This is a genomic window from Saprospiraceae bacterium (genome assembly GCA_016713025.1).
Lineage (GTDB): Bacteria > Bacteroidota > Bacteroidia > Chitinophagales > Saprospiraceae > OLB9.
Map to the genome: position 1 here is coordinate 48,696 of JADJPZ010000002.1, position 24,881 is coordinate 73,576.

Annotated in this window: 21 protein-coding genes; 8 read left to right on the forward strand and 13 right to left on the reverse strand. The window is 37.3% G+C overall.

The window, feature by feature from the left end; genetic code table 11:
• Nucleotides 1-17: 17 nt before the first annotated feature.
• From IPK35_00450 to IPK35_00465, 4 genes are all read left to right on the forward strand, one after another.
• Complete coding sequence (locus IPK35_00450) at nt 18-1,046, forward strand: alpha/beta hydrolase (protein MBK8051767.1); 1,029 nt, start codon at nt 18-20, stop codon at nt 1,044-1,046.
• 33 nt (nt 1,047-1,079) lie between these two features.
• Complete coding sequence (locus tag IPK35_00455) at nt 1,080-1,751, forward strand: hypothetical protein (protein MBK8051768.1); 672 nt, start codon at nt 1,080-1,082, stop codon at nt 1,749-1,751.
• Between the two features lie 221 nt (nt 1,752-1,972).
• On the forward strand, nt 1,973-3,349 hold the full coding sequence (locus IPK35_00460) for an alpha/beta fold hydrolase (GenBank protein ID MBK8051769.1): 1,377 nt from the start codon (nt 1,973-1,975) through the stop codon (nt 3,347-3,349).
• A 207-nt stretch (nt 3,350-3,556) separates the two neighbouring features.
• A complete protein-coding gene (locus tag IPK35_00465) occupies nt 3,557-4,144 on the forward strand; it encodes a transposase (GenBank protein MBK8051770.1) in 588 nt (195 codons plus the stop codon).
• A 676-nt stretch (nt 4,145-4,820) separates the two neighbouring features.
• On the opposite strand, the gene IPK35_00470 is transcribed toward IPK35_00465, so the two are convergent.
• The 10 genes from IPK35_00470 to IPK35_00515 form a co-directional block, all read right to left on the reverse strand.
• On the reverse strand, nt 4,821-5,171 hold the full coding sequence (locus IPK35_00470; GenBank protein ID MBK8051771.1) for a hypothetical protein: 351 nt from the start codon (nt 5,169-5,171) through the stop codon (nt 4,821-4,823).
• 144 nt (nt 5,172-5,315) lie between these two features.
• The gene (locus tag IPK35_00475) at nt 5,316-7,127 is read right to left on the reverse strand and encodes a T9SS type A sorting domain-containing protein (protein ID MBK8051772.1); all 1,812 of its coding nucleotides are present in this window, start codon (nt 7,125-7,127) and stop codon (nt 5,316-5,318) included.
• The gene (locus IPK35_00480; protein MBK8051773.1) at nt 7,128-7,550 is read right to left on the reverse strand and encodes a hypothetical protein; all 423 of its coding nucleotides are present in this window, start codon (nt 7,548-7,550) and stop codon (nt 7,128-7,130) included.
• A gap of 334 nt (nt 7,551-7,884) precedes the next feature.
• Nucleotides 7,885-8,631 carry a tRNA pseudouridine(38-40) synthase TruA gene (truA, locus tag IPK35_00485; GenBank protein MBK8051774.1) on the reverse strand — a complete coding sequence of 249 codons (747 nt, stop codon included), beginning with the start codon at nt 8,629-8,631 and terminating at the stop codon, nt 7,885-7,887.
• A gap of 118 nt (nt 8,632-8,749) precedes the next feature.
• Nucleotides 8,750-10,147: a hypothetical protein gene (locus IPK35_00490; GenBank protein ID MBK8051775.1), complete on the reverse strand. Its 1,398-nt coding sequence runs from the start codon at nt 10,145-10,147 to the stop codon at nt 8,750-8,752.
• 10 nt (nt 10,148-10,157) lie between these two features.
• Entirely contained in the window at nt 10,158-10,718 is a 561-nt protein-coding gene (locus IPK35_00495) for a sigma-70 family RNA polymerase sigma factor (GenBank protein ID MBK8051776.1), read from the reverse strand.
• Nucleotides 10,719-10,727: 9 nt separating this feature from the next.
• Entirely contained in the window at nt 10,728-13,007 is a 2,280-nt protein-coding gene (locus IPK35_00500; GenBank protein MBK8051777.1) for a hypothetical protein, read from the reverse strand.
• A gap of 228 nt (nt 13,008-13,235) precedes the next feature.
• Complete coding sequence (locus IPK35_00505) at nt 13,236-13,649, reverse strand: hypothetical protein (GenBank protein MBK8051778.1); 414 nt, start codon at nt 13,647-13,649, stop codon at nt 13,236-13,238.
• Between the two features lie 288 nt (nt 13,650-13,937).
• Nucleotides 13,938-16,310 (reverse strand): T9SS type A sorting domain-containing protein, encoded by a 2,373-nt coding sequence (locus IPK35_00510; GenBank protein ID MBK8051779.1) that lies wholly within the window; start codon nt 16,308-16,310, stop codon nt 13,938-13,940.
• Between the two features lie 101 nt (nt 16,311-16,411).
• Entirely contained in the window at nt 16,412-17,389 is a 978-nt protein-coding gene (locus IPK35_00515; protein ID MBK8051780.1) for a carbohydrate kinase, read from the reverse strand.
• A 56-nt stretch (nt 17,390-17,445) separates the two neighbouring features.
• On the opposite strand from IPK35_00515, the gene IPK35_00520 reads away from it, so the two are divergent.
• Nucleotides 17,446-17,598 carry a hypothetical protein gene (locus tag IPK35_00520; protein MBK8051781.1) on the forward strand — a complete coding sequence of 51 codons (153 nt, stop codon included), beginning with the start codon at nt 17,446-17,448 and terminating at the stop codon, nt 17,596-17,598.
• Between the two features lie 82 nt (nt 17,599-17,680).
• Here IPK35_00520 and IPK35_00525 read toward each other — a convergent pair whose 3' ends face one another.
• From IPK35_00525 to IPK35_00535, 3 genes are all read right to left on the reverse strand, one after another.
• Entirely contained in the window at nt 17,681-18,964 is a 1,284-nt protein-coding gene (locus IPK35_00525) for a 3-deoxy-D-manno-octulosonic acid transferase (protein MBK8051782.1), read from the reverse strand.
• On the reverse strand, nt 18,936-19,700 hold the full coding sequence (locus IPK35_00530) for a hypothetical protein (protein MBK8051783.1): 765 nt from the start codon (nt 19,698-19,700) through the stop codon (nt 18,936-18,938). The genes IPK35_00525 and IPK35_00530 overlap by 29 nt, the downstream gene beginning before the upstream one ends.
• Nucleotides 19,701-19,868: 168 nt before the next feature.
• Nucleotides 19,869-21,653, reverse strand: a complete 1,785-nt coding sequence (locus IPK35_00535; GenBank protein MBK8051784.1) for a T9SS type A sorting domain-containing protein — start codon at nt 21,651-21,653, stop codon at nt 19,869-19,871.
• Between the two features lie 259 nt (nt 21,654-21,912).
• Between IPK35_00535 and IPK35_00540 the strand changes: the two genes are divergently transcribed.
• From IPK35_00540 to bshA, 3 genes are all read left to right on the forward strand, one after another.
• Nucleotides 21,913-22,860, forward strand: a complete 948-nt coding sequence (locus IPK35_00540; protein MBK8051785.1) for a hypothetical protein — start codon at nt 21,913-21,915, stop codon at nt 22,858-22,860.
• A 14-nt stretch (nt 22,861-22,874) separates the two neighbouring features.
• Nucleotides 22,875-23,057: a hypothetical protein gene (locus tag IPK35_00545; GenBank protein ID MBK8051786.1), complete on the forward strand. Its 183-nt coding sequence runs from the start codon at nt 22,875-22,877 to the stop codon at nt 23,055-23,057.
• Nucleotides 23,058-23,651: 594 nt separating this feature from the next.
• Entirely contained in the window at nt 23,652-24,785 is a 1,134-nt protein-coding gene (bshA, locus tag IPK35_00550) for an N-acetyl-alpha-D-glucosaminyl L-malate synthase BshA (protein MBK8051787.1), read from the forward strand.
• Nucleotides 24,786-24,881 lie beyond the last annotated feature (96 nt).

A 24,881-nucleotide genomic window follows, 5' to 3' on the forward strand; every position in this document is an offset into this window, starting at 1 on the left:
TAATTTAAATATTTTATATGTACAAAAACGTAATTTTATTTTTTGCTTTTTATTCTTTGCTCATGTCTTCTTGCACAGATGATCGTGATATCAAAGACAGTGGTAATTTAGTACCAAAAACAGTAGTAGAAGACCCTAGTCTACCTACAATCAACATCAATGGAGCAAAACTTCATGCTCAAGCTTTTGGTCATAAAGATAGCACCATAATAGTTATACTTCATGGAGGTCCAGGTGGTGATTTTAAGTATATGCTCAATTGTAAAAGCTTGGCAGATAAAGGATATCGTGTAGTTTTTTATGATCAGATTGGATCTGGATTATCTCAAAGATTTCCTTATGAATATTATACCAAATTTGAGGCTGAAGCACTTAACAAAGTCTATTATGATGAACTCAGAGGTGTAATAAATTTTTACAAACAAAATGCAAAACAGAAAGTAGTAATCTTAGGCGACTCATGGGGAGGAATAATGGCTGTAGGCTACGCTGGCAAATATCCTAATGAAATTGACGGTCTGATAGTAGGTGAACCAGGTGGCTTAAAATGGGCAGATATTGAAACCTATGTTAAAAATTCAATAGCATTTAAATTTTTTGGAGAAACATTAAATGATATAACATTTAAGGATCAGATTGTTTCAGGGAAAGAAAATCAGCATGAAATCTTGGATTATCAATGGGGCTTAACTTCTGCCAAAAATGACATAGTGGGCGAGAGAACTCCGGATATTGGTAATAATACGGTGTTTTACAAAAATACCAGGGCTGGTGCTGTAGTTTACTCTGCTATATTAGCTAATGGAGAAAAATACCAGGTTGATTTTTCTGCGGGGATAGAGCAATACAAGAAAAAAACATTATACATCTATAGCAGTGAAAATAAATCACATACGGATTCATGGGCTCAAAAAATATCTTCTGGTATCCCCAACAAAGAACTCTTCAAAGTTCAAGGTGTGGGCCACTCTGGCTTTTTTGACCAAAGAAATACCTGGATCACCATTACAGAACCAAAAGTACTTCAATTTCTGAAATCAATATAAACCAAAATTCCTAAATGCTAAAAAAAATAAAATATGAAACAATCAAAATATATCCTCCTTGTGTTAAGCCTATTTATTTTATCAAATGCTCTTAGAGCTCAAAGCATAAACTGGAATAATATAGAAACCACCAAACATATTGCCCATGCAAGTTTTGGTTTAGATTATTCTGTGGCTTATAGTCTTGGCTATGCCTACAAACTTGATAGTAAAATACCCATCTTTGTGAATGCTAATTTTTCAAAGCCTGCAGGTGAGACTATTATCGATGATTTTAAAACTAAAATTGGTGCTCAAGTTTTACTTTTAAATCAAAATTCTTTCAAAGCTGCTATCATATTCAATGGCATATACCGAAAATATGAAAATGATTTCGTGCGCCTTCAAAATTTTGGCTCTGAGTTAAAGGGCAATATTGGATATTATAAAAAGAGCTGGTTTATTGCTGCAGACGTTGGCTTTGATAAGGCCATTGTGACCCACTTTAAGCATAGTGACAAATTCAAGAAAGATGTCTATGCCGAAGTAAAAGATGGCTGGTACGAACCTGCTACTGGAGGCAATTTTAACTATGGTGGTCAAGCTGGTTTTTCGATTAGCAAATTTGATTTGACACTTTCTATTGGCAAAGTGATCGCTCAAGATTTTAAATCGGAGCCTGAGTTGCCATTTTATCTTAGTTTGGGTTTAAATGTGCGATTTTAATTTCAATTTCAAAGCCTAAATGGGGTATTTCAAGAATTTTTCCCTTGTCCTTTGGGCAGGAGGGAAAGTTTAATAAAATCATTAATGATCAATTCCATGAATTCAAAAATAAAAAAAATAAACAGTATAGTCAGCCATATTAGCTTATTATGGGTCGCTTTAATTTTTGCAAATCCCTATATTATATTGGATATAGCCAAAAATTAAATGATAAGCCTGTTATGGTGATTGAACAATCCAAAGTAATCAAGATTCAAAATAAAAAGTTTACCCGAATTTCCGGAGGCATCTATGTGCCTGAAAACCGAAATATTAAAAATTCAAGATTAATTCAACTCCCTGTTGTCATTTATAAGTCTATCAACTCTAATTCTTCGGAGCCAGTCTTTAAATTGTCGGGTGGTCCAGGAGAATCGAATATCCCCAAAACAATATCTAATACTGACTTACTTAAAAACCATGACTTTGTGTTCATAGGTTATCGTGGCGTAGATGGATCCATACAGTTAAAGTCTAAAGAGCTTTCAAAAGCTATGAAAGGTCTAAATAATCAATTGCTAAGTGATACTTCGCTTGATAATATTCAAAAGATTAAAAAAGAATACTTCGAAAAAATAAGGAGCAATGGCATTGACATAAATTCTTATACCATATTGAATGTTATTGATGATATAGAATATGCAAGAAAAGCACTAAACTATAAAAAAATCAATTTGTTAAGTGAAAGTTATGGGACTAGGGTAGCTTTGATTTATAGCTACAAATACCCGAGCATCATACATCGAACTGTAATGAATGGGTCAAATCCACCAGGTCACTTTTTATGGTATCCCGAAAAAACCGAAGAAATTCTCAGTAAATGGGATTCCATTTACAAGAACAATAACAAAGGGTCTATCAAAGAGGCTATGGACAAATCATTCAAAAATATGCCTGATAAATGGTCAATCTTTAAACTAGATAAAGATAAAATAAAGGCTGCTACATTTCTGTTACTTTTTTCTACCGAAACGGCAGTGATGGCTTTTGATTCATACTTTAAAGCTGCAGAAGATGCCGATTATAGCGGACTTTTTTTGATGCAAAAATCATTTGATATTAATTCACCTCGAATGATTTGGGGAGATTTTTTTCAAAAAGGGCATAGTGCTGATTATGATAATGAAGTAAAGTATCGGGAATATCTTCGGTCTTTTGATAATAAAACTATTTTAGGTGCAAACGTTTCCTTGCTAGTCTTTGGTAGCTCAGGGACTTTGGATACTGAATCGATCCCAATAGAATATCAAAAATTACGGATCTCTGAAACTGAAACTTTGATTCTTAATGGCGAATTAGATGTATCAACACCTGTTGATTATACAAACAAAGAGCTCTTGCCTTACATGACCAACTCAAAACAAATTGTTCTTAAAAACATGTCTCATTCAGATGTGTCAAATGCTCAGCCTGAAAATTATAGAAAAGTGATTAATGAGTTTTTCCTAACTGGTACAATTGATACTAAAGCTTTTGAGACCAAACCAATAAATTTTAAACCTAAATACAAACTTCATAGGAAGGCAAAATGGTGGTTTCCAATTATTGTTTTTTTGTGATTAAGCTCATCTTTTTAAAATAAAATATATGACAGTGAACATAATGAGATGGAAATATTTCCCTGGGCAATTTGTGATGTAAAAACTAAACATGGAATTCAAAAAACATCGATAAATCCCCTGCTGGCGCGAGTTTGCAACTCGTGCCATAAACTTTTTTGGTAAGAATTTTGATAATCTCTATATACGGCCTAATTATAAAAGAGAGTGAGTACTAAGTACAAGTTTATAGATACTAATGGTATATACTTTGTAAGTTTTGCAACGGTATCATGGGTAGATGTTTTTACCAGGCTCACCTATATGGAAATATTTATTGAGAGTGTAAGATATTGTCAACAAAACAAAGGATTAAATCTCCATGCTTGGTGCTTGATGAGCAATCATGCACATTTGGTATTTTCTAGATCAGGTCAATATAGTCATTCAGATATTTTACGTGATCTCAAAAAATTTACTTCTAAAAACCTTATCGAAGCTATTGAAAACAATCCATCTGAAAGTAGAAAAGAGTGGATGATGAGCATTTTCAGAAACGCTGGTCAAAACAAAAGCAACAATAAGGTATATCAATTTTGGCAACAAGACAATCACCCTATTGAACTTTTTAGTCCTGCTGTTACGTTTCAAAAGATAGATTATGTGCATAATAACCCTGTTGTGGCAGGTATAGTGAGCGAACCCGACCATTATTTACATAGTAGTGCAAGAGATTATTTAGGAATAAATGGTGTTTTGGATGTAGAGATTTTAGAAAGACCTATGAGTCTTGAAGGTTATGTGTTTAGTTATTGATAGGTGTAGAGTAAAGGCACAAGTTACAAACTTGCGCCAGCAGCGGACGATGGTCGAAGTTTGCAACTTCGATCCTATTATTTAAGAATCCCGCTAAAGCTGGACAAGTTTTTAAATTCGTCACCACAAATAATAATACAATAAAGCACAAAACTTAGCATCGTTGACGCCGTTGCGACACTGCAACGATTGAAATTAGTGGATAACGCATTAAAAATGCTTGAAATAGTGCATCGCAGTTGCAAATTGCGACGATCGGATGCGTATTGAATCAAAGATTCATAAAATAGTGCATCGCAGTTGCATAACTTGTGACGCCGTGGCGTTACTGCGACGATCGTTTATTTTCTAAAATTCAAAATTAACTGTCTATATACCCCGATGGTCGAAGTTTGTAACCCCGATTGCCGAAGTATGCCGCCCAGACCTACTCTTACTCAGCCAAGCTCGGAGACGATGGTCGAAGTTTGCAACTTCGATCCTATTTTTTAAGAATTTTAAATTCGTCAACACAAATATTAATACAATAAAGCACAAAATCTAGAAGCAAATAGTTTTGTGCTTTATTTTTTGTGAGGTGCGTATTGAATCAAAGATTCATAAAATAGTGCATCGCAGTTGCAAACTGCGACGATCGAAGTTATCAGTACATAATGATAATTGCAATTTCATAAAGCTACAGCTTATACATTCCATTAGATTTCATAGGTTCCATCATGACAACTCTAATTACTACACGGATAAATCCTTGATTTGTTTTGATTCTAACGAGTACCTCACTTTGTGCCGGCAACGAGAATAAACATGAATTACATATCCACTCTACTTCTACTACACAATTTTCTTCAATAAGACGTTTTTCAAATTTTTTCATAGAGTCTTCATCAAATGGAATTTTGGACAAAATTTGATTTAAAAATCGATAAGTACTATCAAATTTTTCTGCATGGATATATCCGCAAAAAGTGGTATCTTCAGGTATAACAGGTATATCTTCCACGGGTCCATCCTTGTCACAAGTTGTCATGAAAAAAATTATGACCATAAAAAAGACTAAGGTATTTATGATTTTTTGCATGGTGATGAGTATTTAAAATTTTTAAGAAAAGAACAATATAGAACAGGAACAGGCTTTGTTTAAATAACCTGCCCCGGTTCTGTAATGTTTTACTTATTTGATGATGACTACTTTTTCTGTAAGATCATAGTCTTGAGTCTTCATCCTCAATATGTACAAACCTGATTTTATACTTGATACATCAGTAGTATGCCGATCATCCTGAAATTTTTCTGATCTGACCGTCAACCCATTTTGATCCATTAGGATAAAATCACCTTCTATGTTTAATCTATTACCTGAGGCATCTTTAGTTATATAAGTTTCAGGCACCATAGCCGTCAATACATTTTGTACTGGATTATTTAAATTTATCCTGGGACATATTTGGCACGTTTGTACCACATTGTATTGACCAGTATTGATCTTGGTACCACAAGAATTGGATGTGACTACCTGCCATCTACCACTACCAACATAGTTGCCCTGAAAAGTAGCAGACATAGTGTACGTCCCTCCATCGACCCTGGAAACTGCACCACCTCCAAACCAGTCTGCAGTAAATGTAGTAGCTCCAGGTGCAGAGCTGAGATAGACTGTATGTGTATTACCCACTATTAGTTCAACAGCTGGAATTCCTGTAGGGGATGTTATAGGTAGACCTGGTTTGCCAACCCAAATTTGCCGGGTTACAATTAAAGTATTGTTACATCCAGTATTAGCCATGGTAAATGTTAATATCGCACTACCAAATACATGAGGTGACGCAGCTCTAAGTGTGGCATTAAAACCAGTGCCTGAGGTAGCTGCCCCTCCTGAAATTGCAAACAGAGATGGATTGGATACCGACCAGGATACCGTGCTGCCGGGTATCTGATCATTCAGTGTAAATAGTTTATTTGTCGTACAAACATATTCAACCCCATTATTGGGCACATAAGGGCTTATCCACGAAGTGCGTATTGTATTTAAAGTCATTAACGAGTTTGAATTATTAAGCCAATTTCTAAGTCGTGTACTATTAGAGCCACCGCCCTCCCAAGAATAGTCAAACCTGCCATAAGCTCCTACAGATGGATTATTTACACACCAACAGTTGTCATCAAAAAACGATGGGCTTCCTTGAGGACATGGGTTATTTGGGTTACCTCGTAAATTACCAACTATCCTTTTGTTATTATCAAATAATCCAGAGCCTGAAGATCCATTTTGAATAATACCATAGTCAAACACCACTCTCCAATGGTCTTGTATGCCTATGTTGAAACGGTCATATGGTGTGAACGGATTAATTTCTAAACTAATTTTTTTTGCATCACTGACAGGGTGATGGATACCAAAGCCAAAAGTAGGTGTGATTCCACTCCTGTCCCACCCTGCTAGCGAAATGTCTGGTCTTTGTGGCAAACTACCGTTTATTTCCAATAATGCACAATCCGTAGGTGCATATCGTGCTCTTAGTTGTGAACCACTCATAGTAAACCATGTACCCTGGTTTCCATAAACTGATTGTTTTCCCGGACATAATGGATTTCCCGACTCGTATTTAAATCTAAATGTCCATAAATGATATTGTTGCCAACTTGGGTGAGCCACACAGTGATCAGCAGTCAGTACAAATGGTTTAAAATCCTGGCACTGATTGTTTAATAATGTTGCTGAACAATGGAACGCACCATCTACTAATGTTAAAACAGCGGCATCAATTTCAGGCTGTCGCGTTATCCCATATGGACAATTTACATCATAATTGCAGGAAGCAGCAGATCCAAACCCGTTTCGATCACCCGATCCATATTTGATTCCCTGACATACTGCGTCGATGAGGATGGTAAATAGTTGCATATTCACTTTATCAGTTTTGACCATGATACTTACATCTGTCGATTGTATAATATCTGATGCGTAAAATTTTTCGTATATCATCTATGGCAAGATGGGCCCATGTACTATGTTTTTGTCTTTGGAGATCATATACATCTCAGAGCCCGTTGGTAAGTTGAGCTCACTTATCAAAAAATTAAGCGATCTGGCCTTAGGGGCTGAAAACCCTATCTGCCATATCATGATATCACCATATTGGGTCCAAATTCCATCATCTACAGTGTAGTTTTTGTTTACTTTTACAGCAACTCTCAGTAATGTTATCCCATTTTTTCTGTCATCTTCTAGTACCCGATTAAAATCGATATCGGGTTGACGATAGTATTCAATTTCTTTATCCAATGGATATGGTACGAAGTCTTTTATATTTTGTTCTTCAGACAAGTGTCGTGTAAATACCTGAGAGTATGAATGGGTCAATGCAATAAGCATGATAATAATTATCGGAGTTAAATTTTTCATCATTATGTTTTTTTTTACAAAATAAATTTAGTATCGTAGTTTGACTGATTTTTATTAAGGAGTGAATTCAGAAAACACTCCTAACCTTGTCTAAATACTTTAATGTTAATTTCATAACTTTTCAATTATTCAAATGATTAAATTTTTATCGGCGATCTCCATTTCATATACAATAGTTTAGTTCTATATCGCTGATATGTTTTGTAAAAATAAAGCATTTAATTTACATTTCTGATTTTTTACATTAGAATTTTAGTTTTATTTCCCGAAAAGGATGTTTTCCACTATGCTGAACTGCTGGAGATTTAATAGATATGGATGAAAAATAGCTTTCCATTCACATCAAATAAGGATACTTAATATCACAAAGCACAAGTCCTACCGCAGGCACACTCCAGTCATGGCCGGTTCTTTTACGGGCCTCCATAGCTTCTCTGACTTCATCAATCGTCAGTTTTCCCGATGATACATTCAGACACATACCTACGATAAGGCGTATCATCCCACGCAAAAACCTGTCTGAAGTGATTCTGTAAATATACGTATTTTCGTTTTTTATCCATGTGCTTTCAGTTATATTGCAGTCCATCGTCTTCGCATCACTATGCAATTTGCAAAAAGTGGTAAAATCCTGATACTCACTGATCAATGCTGCTGCCTGATTTAACAGATCAAAGTCATTGATGTCATAATGATAGTACATAGAGTGAACAAGAAAAGGAGATTTGGATGTATGCAGATGGTATTCATATGACCTGGATATGGCATCAAATCTGGCATGTGCATCATCCTGTACCACAAAGGTATCGTGTACTGCAATATCTGCTGGCAATATCTTATTGATGCGGTATACAAAAAGTTTTATATCTGTGATTTGCGCTTCTACATCAAAATGTGCATAGTAGTCGCGTGCGTGCACACCTGTATCTGTGCGTCCACAACCTGTAAGTTGGATTGTGGTGCGGAGATAAGTGGACATGGCTTTTTCCAGGACATCCTGTACGGTCACAGTACCGGCATGTGGTTGGTTTTGCCATCCATTATACGCTGTCCCGCAATAAGAAAGTCTGACAAAGTATCTCAAAGATGGATTTGATATTATTTCAGGCTCAAAAGTAGGAAATAAACCATGTAATCCTGATAAATCAAAATCAGGAATTCTTTTTCTCAGATAACTTAGGCTAATTTATCTGCAAATCGGCTCAAAACGAGTACACATATCCGGCATTCAATCCTAAAATATGATATGATTGCCTGATTCTGTTAAATTCTGATGAAAAGCTATTCGGCATGTATCTGCCTCTTAATGCAATATAAAATTTGCCCACTCTGTCAATACTTCTTGTGATAAAGAGACCTCCGAAATAACTGAGACCCAATCGGTTTTTGTAGGCTTCCACAGGTTGGTCTATTGCCGTAAATGATGTATCTGATGCCAATATCTGGCCACCAGCTTTCAGAGCTAAATTAATAACAACCCCACCTTCTATACCCGCAGACCAGGATCCAAAACTTTTTTCAAAGCCTATTGAAACCGGCACATCGATCAGTGTAAAATGATGATGACTTGTTTTCCTTCCAGATATTTTGTTTTCCTGAATAATGTCGCCATAGATGACTGTTACAGTATCTCCGGATTGAGACTGGGTAATAGATATAATACCTCGCGTTGTATCTCTTTTGGTATAAGCATAATCCAAAGGCATCTTTTCAGTCATACGAGAAAATGAAGTTCCTGCCTGAAAAAATAACGGAAGTTTGTCATTAGATAGCCTGAAATATATCCCGGCATTTAAGCCTTCCAATGTTGATTCATTTTGATTTCTCAGTGTATAAATATTGTTTGGTTCATTGCCATCATATTCTAGTTTTTTAAAAGGTCTGAAGTATCCGATTTCAGGAATGATGTCCAAGGCAAATCTTCCTTTTTTCTGAAAAGTAGGGCAGATGACATTACCTGTTTTTATTTTACCAAAAACGGAAGATGAAAGATTTTCATTTTCAAATGTCAAAGGAGATATATTAATCTTGTTTTGAATAGTGGAATAATTTTCCTTATTTTCCATGGATTGATTACTAGAAGAGATCGAGTTACTCACGTTATTTTTATTGATGTTTTCATATTGGTCCATTAAAACACCATTTTCATTTTCATTCAAAAGTGAATTTGACTTTTTAATTTTTGAATCTCGGGTATAGACATTTTTTCTATTATTTTCAGACTGTACAATACTTTTGGAACTTTTTTGATGACTATTTTCTTCGTTAACAGATATTGTATTTGATAATTCCGTTTTATTTGAATCATCTATTGATTGTTGAGTAGCTGATTTGGAAAGTGAATGATCGTATGATAAAGCATTGTTTTGAATTTTTGTATCTTTAGCTATACCCGAAGTGATTTTGGTATTATTGTGTGATGAGATGTAAAGTCCTCCTCCAATCAGTCCAATGACAAATATGCCTGATATCCAGATCCAGGCTGGAAATCGACGATTTTTTTTGGGGTGCAGATCCTGAATGAAGGCTTCGATGTCTATCTCTGCCTGATCCTGACGCAGCACATTGGCTATATGGTCTTCAAGTTTATTATATTCCATATCGATGTATTTATGACGCGTGAGCTACATATAGCTCATTCTGATTTTTTAAAATATCTGACAGTCTGTTTCTGGCTTTACACAAAGCGGCTCTTGATGTACTTTCTGTTATTCCGAGCATTTCTGCGATTTCATTATGTTGATATCCTTCTATTACATATAGATTGAATACGAGATAAAGACTCTCCGGCAGTTTCTTCAACAACGCCAGAATTTCATCTTTCCCAATTTTGCTGTATATATCAGGAATATCAGCATATGCCCAGTTGGCTTCCTCAGTGATTTCTTCAAAGTATATCTTTTTATACTTCTTTTGGTGGGTGATCGCAGCAGTGACAGCAATCCTTTTCAACCATCCTTCAAATGAGCCTTTGCCTTCAAATGAATGAATGTATTTGAACGCATTGATAAAACAATCCTGCAAAGCATCACGGGCTGACTCTCTGTCAGAAGAATATCGCAGGCATAAAGACAGGAGCCCCGGAGCGAACTTTTGCACCAGAGCATCCTGACATCTTCGGTTTCCCTCTTTACATCCTTTGATTATATCTTCTATATGGTCCGGGTTCACATTTTTAGACTAATTAACTTTTACCTTATTTATTGAGATATAACAACCTGATACAGCATCTGTAATGACCACGTAATATTCTCCTTTTGCCATTTTCCCATCCTTATTCGTTGTCGACAGGTCTGAAGCAATATCGTCTATTTTAAATATTTTTATCTCACCTATTTTGCACTCATTACATGGAGCATTATTATTCACAGTGACATTGATCTTTCCGTCAGTGCAATTGCTGCAGGTAGGATTGACAATATTGAAAGTGACTCCCTGTATCAATTGAGGTAATTTGTACTGCTTGACGATAGTACATTGTCCACTTTTCAGTTGAATCCCAAAATTAAATCCTGTTTTGAAAACATCAATTTTGATAGGGAAGGTCAAATCCTGATTACCGCTTAACCCTGAACCCAACACTTTTCCTGATTCAAATGGCCCGCTTGTTATATTGTAGATGTTTTTACTGCATGAAGCTGCACTATTGGAGAGATTAATTGATTTGGAAATCTCCTCGCAGATAGAAGTTGTACATCCTGCACCATCTGTGACGGTCACACAATATTTGCCATCAGCCTGAGCTTTAAACTCTTTATCAGTACTGCCATCCGTCCACTTAAATTTGATAGGCTGAACACCACCCCTAACATATACATACAGCTTTCCGTTTTCACAATCAGCTTCTATACCTGCAACCAACTTTCCTCCTGCTTCCTTACAGAATGTTTTTTCACAATTGTTGGTGACATCTTTTACCGTCACACAATATGTTTTACTCTCAAAGATGGAGTCCTGGCCTGGAATGTCAAGAGATTTATCCTTACTGGTATTGTCTTTCCATGTATAAGTATAGTTACCGCTGCCTCCGGATACATTGGCCGTAATGGTTTTGTTGCAGTCATACACCATATCTACTTTAAGGTCACATGCTGCTGCAGCACAAACATTCAGGATCAGGTTTTGAGCATTGGCAGTTGTCACATTGATAGAGGGACTGGTTTCGGATGTTTTACTGTCAAAAGCAAAAATCATGACAGGTGCATCTTCACCACATAGAAATGATGAAAGGTCAGCATTGATGGATCCATCGCTTTCTGCTTTGATGATCAGGCTGGATTCTTTTACTTTGATGACGGCAATTCCATTAGTGACAGCGTTATTGTTACATTGTATTTTTCCTTTGATTTTAAAAGATTTTAGAGCCTTTATTTTGATGTTATCCAAGACAGTTTTGACATCAAAAGGACCCAAATTGACTTCAGAAATGTCATTTTTACATGCCGGGTGAAAGGCTACAATCCGAAGTCGTTTTCCTTTTGGCATTTTACCACAGAATTCTCCTTTGGAGTTTGTCGCTCCAAAATGTGTTCCGATACCTTCTGCTTCGACCTTTACAGAAATATTTGGAGCAGGGCTGCCGTCTTCATTTACTACTTTGCCGCAGACGTCTACCAATGGAAATGGTGCATCAATGTTCCAGAAACTGAAGTGAGTTACTTCACCTATGTACTTATTGCCTGAAAGCATTGCTTTTCCTTCTTCCTTCCACCTACCTTTGACCTCGTCAAAAGACCATAAAGGGATTTCCGAGGGCTTGTATGATGTATTGACAGGAAACTCTATGGTGGCTTTTTTGCCTTTAGCTATTTGGAGCGGATTACCCTGAAGATCTCTGAGTTCGACAGCGACCATACCTAATGTTCCCAGAGCTACGGTGTTGCCATTGGCTGCATCAGCGATCAGGCCACCGGGCATTTTATGTCCCAGATCACGATCATCAGGATGGAGGTATTTTGAAAATATTTTTACCATACCTGAGTAGTTGCTTCCTTTATTATCAGCAATAGCTCCGGATGGGAATATCACTTTTGCTCCACCACTTATAGATATTGCTCCACCTGAACTTGCATCCATCGAAATTTCATTTTCCAATCTATATATCCTGGTGTAGGAATATGTAGTGGATTGGGCTGCCGGATAGATGAAGTCGGAGGCATGAAACCAGCCATTTTTTGTGATTCTGATATAAGTGCCTTGCTCGTCCATTCTTACATTTTCAAAAACAAAAGCTCCATGCCGGTTGGTCTTTGTCGAGGCGCTGTATGTCATGACATCTGCATCTGCTACCGGTAGATTTTTTTCGTCGTAAACATAGCCTATCACAGTTCCGGTAATTTCTTTTACTACCAAAGGTGTATGAACTTTGATGACTTCTGATGTAAATGTCTCTGTATCTTTATGACATGATACCATCATCAGCAATGTCAGTAATATTATATATTGAAATCTTAAGATCATGCTATGTGATTCAAAATTTAAAAATAAGGCTTTTAAGCTTCAAAATGTACGCTTATACCTTAATAGAATGAATTTAGCATTAAAACGCTCCTTTTGCAGAAAAAATTTTGTAAAATTTTGAAAATCATCATTGTGAAAATCGAGTAAGAGACAAAGGTAATTAAAAAAATAGATTACCTTTGTCGTCTTCTCACACCACCGTATGTACTTACGTGTACGGCGGTTTCTTTAGGTGGATTTGTGCAGATGGTTGTAGTTGGAGACTAAATCGTAGTATCCAATCTTTGTAAACCACTCGTTATTCATCCCGATATTGGTGCCTGGAGTGTTAGATATACGCCACCAACCTTTGCCACTTAGGGCTGTCAGCCAGCTCAATTTCTCACCTACGCCTTGGCTCCTTAGGAATCTGACAATACCAATCTTGCGTTTGCATTGTTTTATCCTAAAGCATCTTATTCGTCTTTTCAGCCAGCTGTTGATTCTTTCTATCTTCGATTTCATTTCTGATCTCTTGAAGTATTGTAACCAACCACGCAATAAGCTATTTACTTCCTTTATCAACTGATCCAGACTGATCCCACGTCGACGTGATGTCAGATCTTCCAAGGTAAGTTCAATCTCTTTCCGTGTAACTGACATATTTTACTACCATTGTTTACGTCCGACTATTGGGCTTCGCAATCTATTGCTCACTTACCCACAATGTAAGCCTTATAATATGTTTCTGTTCGTTCAATCACACTTTTGCCGCCTGCTTCCTTCAGATTCTCAATTACTCAAGACACCCTTGCTATTGGCTAACGATTCCTATCGGCTGGCTCGTCGAGGACTTTCACCCCTTAGATATTAAACATGCTTGGCGCACAATAAAAAGGGAAGATATTAATAAAACATCTTCCCTTTCCCTATATTTAAAAATACTGTGATTTACTTTTGTATCACTACTTTTCGAGTGATGACTCCTTGATCTGTATGAATGAGTGCGTTGTATGTACCTGATACGATATCTGTAAGGTCCAATCTCAATCTCGATTCCTGTACTTGTTGGAATGAAGCTGAAGTCACTGTTCTTCCATCTATAGACATCAGATCCACTCTTACATTTTTAGATACTTGATGTAGGGAAAGGTCTATATATAGTTCAGATGATGCCGGATTGGGGAAGAGAGTGGCTTCGCCGGATGTTGCAATGTCATATGTTGAAGAAGCTAAGGCTAGATCCATCTCTATAAACGCAGTTTTGAAGTCAACTCTGAATATCTCTCGAGTATCATTGTCATCAGGAGAATCTCCTTTACCTCCAAAACTACTTGCAGACCGTAATAACCCTAAAGAATCATAAGCCAAATTAGTAGCTCCATAATAATAATCTCTTCCAATGGTGTTTAGAGTCCTTGGATCATAACCCAATATCTGAATTTGAGGTGTGGATGCAGCTGCAGGTTCAGTGTGTAAGACGACAAGATAGAGAGTTTCAGATTTTACTCTTAATTTCTTATCTGATATACTACCATCAGCTTCAGGCACAAAAACATCTGCTTCAATTCTGCGTGGTGTTGTGATATCTGATGTCAAAAAAACAACATTTGTTCCAACTTTCTTCTTTTCGCTTGCGTCAGTCACATCTCCATCACCATTCTTATCCAAAAATTCATATACATCTATTTTGATCACTGAATTAGCAACGCTAGCTATAGTGTTTCCGATACCAAATCTAACTTTTGCCAGCAATAACGCACTTCCGCTTGAGTTTTTACTGTTTTTGACATAAAATGCATTCCCAATAGAATAGTGTTTTACATCTCTCCAAAAGGTGAGATTGTTATACACAAATCCTAAGTAGTTACTACCATTTTCCAGTTCGGTAGGTATTTTTCCGAAAGTACTCGGGGTCATTACAAAATTAAAATCTTGTTTGTTATTTGTAGAGTCAATGTCTCCTGTTGAATTTACCTTGTACTCAATATTATATACCCCGGCGGTAGTAGGTTGAGTCATTGTTTTTGGGAAAACTTTATTTTCATTAGAACCATAGGCAGGGACAACATTGTAATTATTTGTTTCCTGCTGTAATACTGTGGTTCCTGATTTCATAGTGGCAGTCAAGATAACATTTTGGGCGTTCACATTTCCTTTATTTCCTAGGTCAGCTAAAAGTGGGATTTCTTGTGCCTGTGATATAGGTGTCTTAAAAGATGGTGCAACAGCATAAAAATTTTGTCTGACTTCTACATCGTTATATGGTGCCTGATCCAATACAATAACATCATCAATACCCCAAAAATAATAAGCCCCTACATGGTCAAATCTAAATCTCAATTTCGGCAAAGTAGTATATGCTGCCGGCAATGCAACACGTTCTCTTATACTTTCTGCTGCTGCATCGTTACCATACAGGCCATTATTTAGGTTAATTGTATCTGGCCAGGTAACTCCGCCATCTTTACTCAGGACTAGTCTGTAAACAGACCCCTGAAAATGTCTGACAGCTTGAGAAAACTCTATGGCTAAACCCTTTACACCTGGAGGAATTGTAATAGATGGTGAAATGAGTGACCCGCTACAAGGTTCCGGACAAAGTCCGGAGTTGTCTAAGTAGTCACTATTAAACTCAGCAACTCCGTTGCATGCAGATAGCGATTTCATCACCACACCACCGAAAGTACCCCTTAACATCTCACCTTCGCTTGCCCATTCCCAGGTATTTGGGTTTGACACTGTCCAATCATTCAGCCCACCATTAAAATCTCCTTCTTTTGGGTTTTTACCCCAGATAGTATTAGCTGGGTAGGTTATATTAGTAGTACAGGTGATATTCTTTAGAGTCCCTTTTATTTCATTGTTAGTAAGTTGAGTCCTTATCTTTACACAGTCCGCATTACTCATCATATAAGATGGAATTTTTAGTGTACCCGCAGTAGCTCCTGCTGCAACTACTCCTGCTGCACTACCAGTAGCTGTATTGCAAATGATAACAGCGATAGCACCCTTTTTTTGCGCATTTACTGATTTGTCAGAAATACCACATGTACCTCTGTCTATGAAAGCAATTTTACCAGTAAGATTGGTTGATATTGAGTCACACCCATCAGGAAATGGAGCCACTAAGTCTGTAACCAATATGGCATCACCTGCAATAGGAGTTGCAGGAGAAGGACCCCAGGAAAATCGTTCTAATTTGTAATCTCCCTTGATTGCATCAGGGGCAGTGATCGTAAAAGTATTATTTTTTTGTGCATTGACCGCAACATATCCAAAAACTAATACTGTCAATAAAAATTTTGTAAAAAATCTTTCCATAACATTAATTTTGATTATAAATATAATAAATGTTTTAAGCGTTGTAAAAGTAACATTTTTAGAATAATGAGAAATACATTTTGTTCAATATTTTAAAAATATTATTCCCAGAATAATTTTAATTCCTTTAGTACTTTGTCCCGATTCACCAGCCCAACTCCTGGTATCTCACAAACCTGACCACCCGCTATATTTGCAATTTTAGCAATGTCCTGCAAATTCATCTTTTTCAGATAGCATAGTGCGACGATACTGATCACCGAGTCGCCTGCACCACATACATCTGCCACCACCCGTGGAGCAGTAGGATATAAATGGCCGTTATTATCTCTATAAATATATATACCCATACTACCCAATGTGATGATCACAGTGTCACATTGAAGCTGTTTTTGCAGTTTTTCACCTATAGTCTTATAGTCATTAGTAAAATTCGCAGTGGCACTCTGTACTTCCTTTTTGTTGGGTTTGAAGATGGTACATCCTGTATATGAGAAAAAATTTTTTTCTTTAGGATCCACAAAGGTCGCTATTTTTTTGGTGAAACAAAACTCTATCAGTCGATGTATCAGATAATCAGAAAGTAATCCCTTATTGTAATCCTGCAATATCAGGCCATCAATTTTATTTGTTTCTGTGAGACCTGAGAAAAAATGAAAAATCCTGTCATACGATTGTTTGGTCAATTCTGTCCTATCCTCACTATCTATCCTCAGCAGGTGTTGATTTCCAGCCATGATACGGGATTTTATAGTCGTTTTTCGCCCGGGTATACGCAGAATTTTGTGATTTAACTGACCTTGAGCAGCGCACAAGTGGATGAAGTTTTCTCCTTCGTCATCATCCCCTGTGATAGATATCAGTGTCACTTTCGCGCCTAAAGCAAGTAGATTCATAGCTACATTGGCCGCACCTCCGAGTCTGTTTTCAATACTGTCCATATCTACTACGGGAACAGGTGCTTCAGGTGATATTCTCCTGACTGTACCTGAAATGTATCGGTCTATCATGATATCCCCGATCACTACTATGTGCAGATCATTAAATTCCGGAAGATGGGTGGTTTGATGATTGTTCATGGGGCAAAAGTAAGGAATGTGATTCAATATAGTTCAATGTGATTCAATATAGTTCAATGAAGTTCAATGAAGTTCAATATAGTTCAATGGAGTTCAATGGAGTTCAATGTACTTCAATGTACTTCAATGGAGTTCAATGGAGTTCAATGTACTTCAATATAGTTCAATGCAGGACAATTGAATTCATTGAATTGAGCGGATTGAATTGAACTCATTGCGTCCGCAGGACAATTGAACTAATTGCGTCCACAGGACAATTGAACTAATTGAATTGAGCGCAGCGAATTGACCTCATTGAACTGGACGGAGCGAATTGATCATATTATATGTTTTTTCAGTAGCACCTTTATTCTTATTAAAATATTGATCCAATCTGTCAGCAATACCTTGGTATTCAACGGGATGTAAATCTAACCTTTTGATTTTTTCAATCATTGGATCAAAATTCTCTACAGGAATAGCTGCATTCATGGTAGTCAGAGTGACAGCTTCATTAAATTTTTGATGGTTGGGCCCGAAGAATACCGGGATTTTATACACTGCAGGTTCAAGGATATTATGGATACCTTTCTGAAAACCACCTCCGACATAAACATATTTTGCAAATGCGTACAAACCAGCCAACATACCTATATTATCAATGATGATGACATTTGCCTTCCAGTCATTTGCAGAATACAAGTCTGATGATGGATGAAGTTGAGATCTTATTTGATGGATATTTTTTTCTGAGATATCATGTGGCGCTATGATGTGAATATAATCAGGAAATGCAGATACGGTAGCTGAAACGACATGCATATCAGACATCCACACACTTCCGTAGACGATTACCGGATTGCCATTGATATATTCTTTTATTGCATCCGCATTACCAGGAATTTTTGATCTTTGAATAACTCTGTCGATCCTTGTATCTCCGGCGATACTATAATTGTCAAAACCCTGTATAGAAAGAACCTGAGCTGAAATATCATCCTGAGTACATATATGTGTGTATTCTTTCAAAATTTGCTTGAATGGCTGTACAAATGGATGCCAGAAATAATCATTTGGCCGGAATACTGAAGAAATCAAAAATACCGGGATCTTACATTTTATAAGATATCTGGTCAGATTCCACCAAAATTCATATTTTATAAATATCACCATGTCAGGCCGGATGAGTTGCAGCAGTTTTTCAGCATTGGCATTTGTATCAGAAGGAAGGTAAAAAATCACATCTGCTTTATCATAGTTTTTTTGTATTTCGTAACCTGATGGCGAAAAAAAACTTAAGAAAATCGTAGTATCAGGATGCTCTTCTTTAAACTTTTCAATAAGAGGACGACCTTGTTCAAACTCACCGAGTGAAGCACAGTGCATCCAGATCCGCTTGCCAGTTGTAAGACTTCTGGTGCTTAATATTTGCCATGTGGATGCTCTGCCTGACTTAAGTAGTTTAAGTTTTTTTGAACCCAGACTTCCAAAGGAGATATACCCGTTGCCCAAGTAAATCAACAAAGAGTACACCCAGAATGTCAATGTCTTCTCCATGTCGCCGTGATCAGTAATATATGATATCTTCAGTGCCACTAAAGAAAAAAGGTAAGTCCCACTTCACTCTGACTCCAAACATCAAGTCCTTGCGTGAAGGTATAGTGGCTAATCCAGTATCAAAATTGACAGCCCTGATTTCTGAAGTAAATCCCTGAACAAAATCAAAAAGGACTTCAAAGTTCACCCTTTTATCATTACTCATGTGCTTGTATCCTATCGATTGTCTCAGCCCAAAACCTCTTGTCAGCCTGTCATAACCCACACTTCTGCCTGCTCTGATTTGTGCCACAGAGTTGCGTTCATCAGTAAATCTGATATTGTACTGCAATATGCCACCTGAAACCATGACCATAATACCGGATCTGGATTTTTTAGAGACAGGAAACAATTTACCAAAGTCTGCGCTTAAGTAAAGTCCTCTTTGCCTCAAAAATACATCAGCTATCTGATTATCATCTCCCAGGACCACACCAGTGGTGGTTCTGTAAGGGGCAAGTACGTCTTCTTTGACATTGTCTCCAAAGATGAACATCAAACCACCACCCATCACAAAATCTTTTGGAGATATGTAGTGGGTATGGGTAGACAGATTCAGGTTGGGCCCATATCTGTTTTTTAAGTCACCTGCCGGTATATTTCCACCCATTCCAAATCCGAATTCAATAACAGCTTGTTTTACCCTGTATTGGGTAGAGTCCTGTGCAGAAGCGTATTCACAAAATATGAGTGAACACGACAACAAAGAAAAAATCAACAATCTGAATGGTAGCATTACTATTTTAGAAAAAAAAGCAAATGTACGAATAGCTTGCTAATTATGGGGTAGAATCCAGCCAATGTGTTGCTACAAGTGCACAAATTAGTAAAAGGTCATGAATGACTCTACACTCCCTTACAACTCTAAGTCCTGAGGAAAATGATGTAAGATACCAGAATGCTATCAGTCCACCTTAGTAAAAACTGTTGAAGTTTTCACATATTTCCCATTGGCTTCGACACTGTATACACCTGTGGGAAGGTTCGATATGTTGATCTGATAAGCCTGATTTGTTTCGCTCAAATTAGCCGTTTTGACGACGCTGCCTTGAATAGATCTTATAATAATATTTACATCATCTTCATCTTTTGCATGGGCAAGATGGATCGTGATAAGGTTTGCTGCAGGATTTGGGCTGACAGATAGGGAAGGTATAGCGTCGGAACACTTGTAATGATGCCTGATGACCTTGTGGATGTTTTCAGTACCATCAAAATCAAAATGCCGAAGCCTGTAAAATATCGTTTTATCTGACTTGTTTTGAGCTTCACTATCAAGGAATGTATAATTTGATCCGTTATTTTTGTTTTGACTCATGACATGACCGATTTTGTCAAATTGTTTTCCATCCATACTTCTTTCAATGACAAACTCCCAGGAGTTTTGTTCCGAAACGGTATTCCATGTCAACTGAATCGGTGCGCATACAGCTGATAGGGCTTCGAATTTTTGTAATAATACAGGCAATGGTCCTGCCAATAGTGGTGCTGCAATAACAATATTGCCATATGCCATACATGGTCCACAAGTGACCTGAACCCTATAGTCACCCGCCAAACCTCCGGTATTGAAGCTATTGGAGTTGGTACCCACATTGGACCAACTGACACCATTCCATCTCGCCCATTGATAAGATGACATATGAGGTCCGCAATTGGTTACCTCAGCGACAAGATTACTGCCCAGCTGACCTATGATGACACCGGTGGTGCACCCTGCAGACTGATGCACTCTGCATACCTCTTTCATACAACCCGAAGCGTCAGTGATCTCAGCACAATAAGTGCCAAAAGGTCTTCCAGCCAGACAATAAAGTGAAGGAGGATCATAAGCTGATAAATTTGTACCATTATATGTCCATTGGTAAATAGCCGGAGTAGACAGATTGATCGTCGATGCCGAATATCCTGAACTATTACATGGAGAGCCCAGATTCACTGTATTGATAAACGCCTCCAAAAGACAATTGTCTTGCCGGATATCTTTATCAACCTCGCACACTTCAGTTACACCACCTCCACATGTTACTGTTCTCCTCACATAGATATGTTTGTATATTTTGCCCCTTTGTACTACCTGAGCATTGATATTGGCACAGCTGAGACCAAGTCCGTTATATGTAAATCTTAATATAGTGACTACGCTGCCAGACGGTGTGTTGGACCTGTAGTAGGCCGTCATTGATCCGCCATTGGCAAGTAGCTGCGCAGGTGTGATCTCTATACAATTGAGGTCCTGTGTACATGCAGGATAGTTGACCACATTTGAGCTACCTTGCGAAAATGTAAAATCTGTTCTTGTAAGACACCTTCCGGGACATTTATTAAATTGTCTGCCACCCAAAATGAAATTACCACCTTGCACCTGACATACAGGAGTGACATCCAGATATTCATATACATCACACCCGCATAGTTGACCTGAAGAAGGTACAGGTCTCCAGATGCCTGATTCGTCCCGCCATTCATAGGTACTGGAAACCACGGGACTGCATGCAGGTGTCATATTTGAGACTGTAACACACTCTGTGTCTTGATTCCAGATGGCATCCACACAGTTCATCATAAAGCTGGTAGATGGGCATTTTGCAATTTCCAAAGGAATTACAAAAGAAAACTGGGCAATCAGACTAACAAGAAAAAAAAGTTTGAAAAGAGTTTTGTTTTGAGTTTGGGAGTAAGTTTTCATTGGGATCGGTTTGAAATATTTACAAAGTTAAAACATTAAAACAATCATTAATATATTGATTATTAATGCATTATCATCATTAAAGTTAATCACAAATGTAAACAGCATATACCCAAAATGAGCTAACTTTCAAATTTATTTTTTACATATACAAATTTGGTATTTGTATAAAACTGATTATTACTTTATATATAAAAATAAAAAATCTGATCTATTTCAGGAACTTTGCATTTTAGATTTATAAAAAGTCATATCTGACATGATGCCAAGGAAAATACTGATCACTGATAAGGTGCATGACGTGCTTATCAATAATCTTAAACAAAGAGGATGCGAGGTCACCTATGATACAAGTATCGATAATCAGGCTTTGGAGAAAATAATACATCTCTATGATGGCATTATCATCAATAGCAAGATCATTATGAACAGTTTCAGGATTGATAAAGGTATTCATCTGAAATTTATAGGCAGACTCGGGTCAGGATTGGAAATCATAGATGTGGCATATGCTGAAAGTAAAGGAATAAATGTGTACAATTCGCCTGAAGGCAATAGAAATGCTGTAGCTGAACACGAAATGGGTATGCTATTGGCATTGATGAACAATATCCTGCGGGCTGATGCTGAAGTAAGAAAATTTTCATGGAACCGTGAAAAAAATCGAGGATCTGAATTAAGAGGAAAAACCATCGGCATAATAGGTTTGGGACATACAGGATGCTCCTTTGCTGAAAAACTGTACAATTGGGGAGCACGAGTCATCAGTTATGATAAATATAAAACCAAATACCCTGCTACAGTAGCCTTTGTTGAAAAAACAGATCTCCGTACCATCATAAATGAAGCTGACATCATTTCCCTTCACCTGCCACTTACATCTGAGACAAAAAACATGATCAATGGCAGTTTCCTACAACAATGCAAACAAGGAGTCATCATCTCCAATACTTCACGAGGTCAGATAGTGGACACTAAAGCATTGATTGAACATTTACACACAGGGCATGTAGGAGGTGCTTGCTTAGATGTGTTTGAAAACGAAAAACCGGAAACATTCTCAGATAGCGAAAAAGAATTATATTCATCACTGTATGCATTTCAAAATGTAGTTTTAACACCACATATCGCTGGCTGGACACATGAATCTCTTGAATTGATAGCATCCATTCTTTTTGAAAAGATCAGGAAAGGTCAGCATATTTGAAATAAATTACAAGGTTGAACCTAAATATCTATAATGAGTTCCGTAGTGATGATCTGCCTGGATTACTTTGCGGCGAGACAGGCCAAAAGCACAATTTAACCCGATGGATACATACCTTACGGGGAAAATCAGTTATTTTGGACGACAAATCATGGCATCGCTACAGCATAGCTGCACATGGTATGGTGCATGACTGAACGGTGCTTTAGCAAAATTGAGTGGCAGCTCAATTTAGTGAAGAAACCGCCAGCTAACCTGGCGGCTACATAGTTCTACTTTGTCAAATTATACGGACTTTCCGATTGATTGGCACCTGTTGGGTTAACCCAACAGTTGTGACAGTGTGTATAACAAACTGCACAAATTCAAAGTTTCTTCCTCGCTACCCTCATTCCTGAAGAGCTTGTCAAGCTACGCTTGAGACGAGCCACCCAATTCAACCACGATTTTTCTGTTAAAAAGAACTCTGAAAAAGTGCAATTTGTTAAACACACGTTGTGAACCTAATTTACCCATAAATTTATACCGACGAGAATTTATTTTTCTAAAGAGGATGATACACGTGTCTTTATCATATATAAAATAATTCTATCGCCATTATACTCAAAATGAATACATTAATAGATGAATTTTTCGCAAACCAATTTATTTTGAGTATATCTTTAACAATGAAAAAATTTCAGGTTTCCGGTTGATTACATTTTGATGAAAGTGGAATTGCCTGAGATTTTTAGGTTAAACAAAACGATTTTATCAGATAATTGTTATGTCAGGATATCAAAACCAAATTCATGAAGATCGGTATAGTGTGTTATCCTACATTTGGAGGTAGTGGAGTAGTTGCCACTGAACTGGGTTTGGGCTTGGCTGATAAAGGTCATGATGTTCATTTCATCACCTACAAAAGACCAGTCAGACTTACATCTTTTCACCCCAATGTGTATTTTCATGAAGTGGCTGCTATGGATTATCCACTTTTTGAATATACACCATATGAAACATCACTCGCCAGTAAGATGGTGGATGTGGTGAGATATGAAAAAATGGATTTGTTGCATGTCCACTATGCGATCCCTCATGCTGCGGTAGCATTTATGGCAAAACAAATTCTAAAATCGTATGGCATTAATATACCTGTCGTGACGACTCTCCATGGTACGGATATCACTTTGGTGGGCAATGATCACTCTTTTGCACCTGTGGTAGAATTTAGTATCAATGCATCTGACGGTGTTACTGCAGTTTCTGATCAACTCAGAGATGAAACCAACAAAACTTTTAAAATAAATAAAGAAATCAAAGTTATACATAATTTTATTGACTTCAGCAGGTTCAGAAAGATCAACAAAGACCATTTTAAGAAAGCCATAGCTCCCGATGGGGAGAAAGTCCTTGTCCACATCTCCAATTTCAGGAAGGTAAAAAGAGTAGACGATGTCATCCATGTGTTCGAAAAAGTGAGTAAAAAAATAAAATCCAAATTGCTGATGATCGGTGATGGCCCAGAAAGAAAACATATGGAAGAACTTTGCAGAACACTGCACCTATGTGATGAAATCAGGTTTTTAGGTAAGCAGGAAGCGGTGGAAGAATTGCTGGCAGTCTCAGATCTTTTTATACTACCATCAGAAAATGAGAGTTTCGGATTGGCCGCACTTGAGGCTATGGCATGTGAAGTACCCGTCATTTCATCCAATGCTGGTGGATTGCCGGAGGTAAATATAGACGGCGTCACCGGATATATGTGTGATGTAGGAGATGTGGAAGGCATGGCTGCAAAATGTATCGAACTATTACAAGATGATGAGAGCTTGTCTGTTTTCCGCAAAAATGCCTATTTGCAAGCTAAGAAATTTGATATCACGGAAATTCTGCCACAATATGAAGACTATTACAAACAGATAATTCAACAGGTAAACCGATGATACTTTATTGGTTTTATTGTTTATCTTTGCCACAATTTTTGAGCAGTCTGATACATATAGATATTTACTTGTTTCAATAATTTTTAGGAAAACATA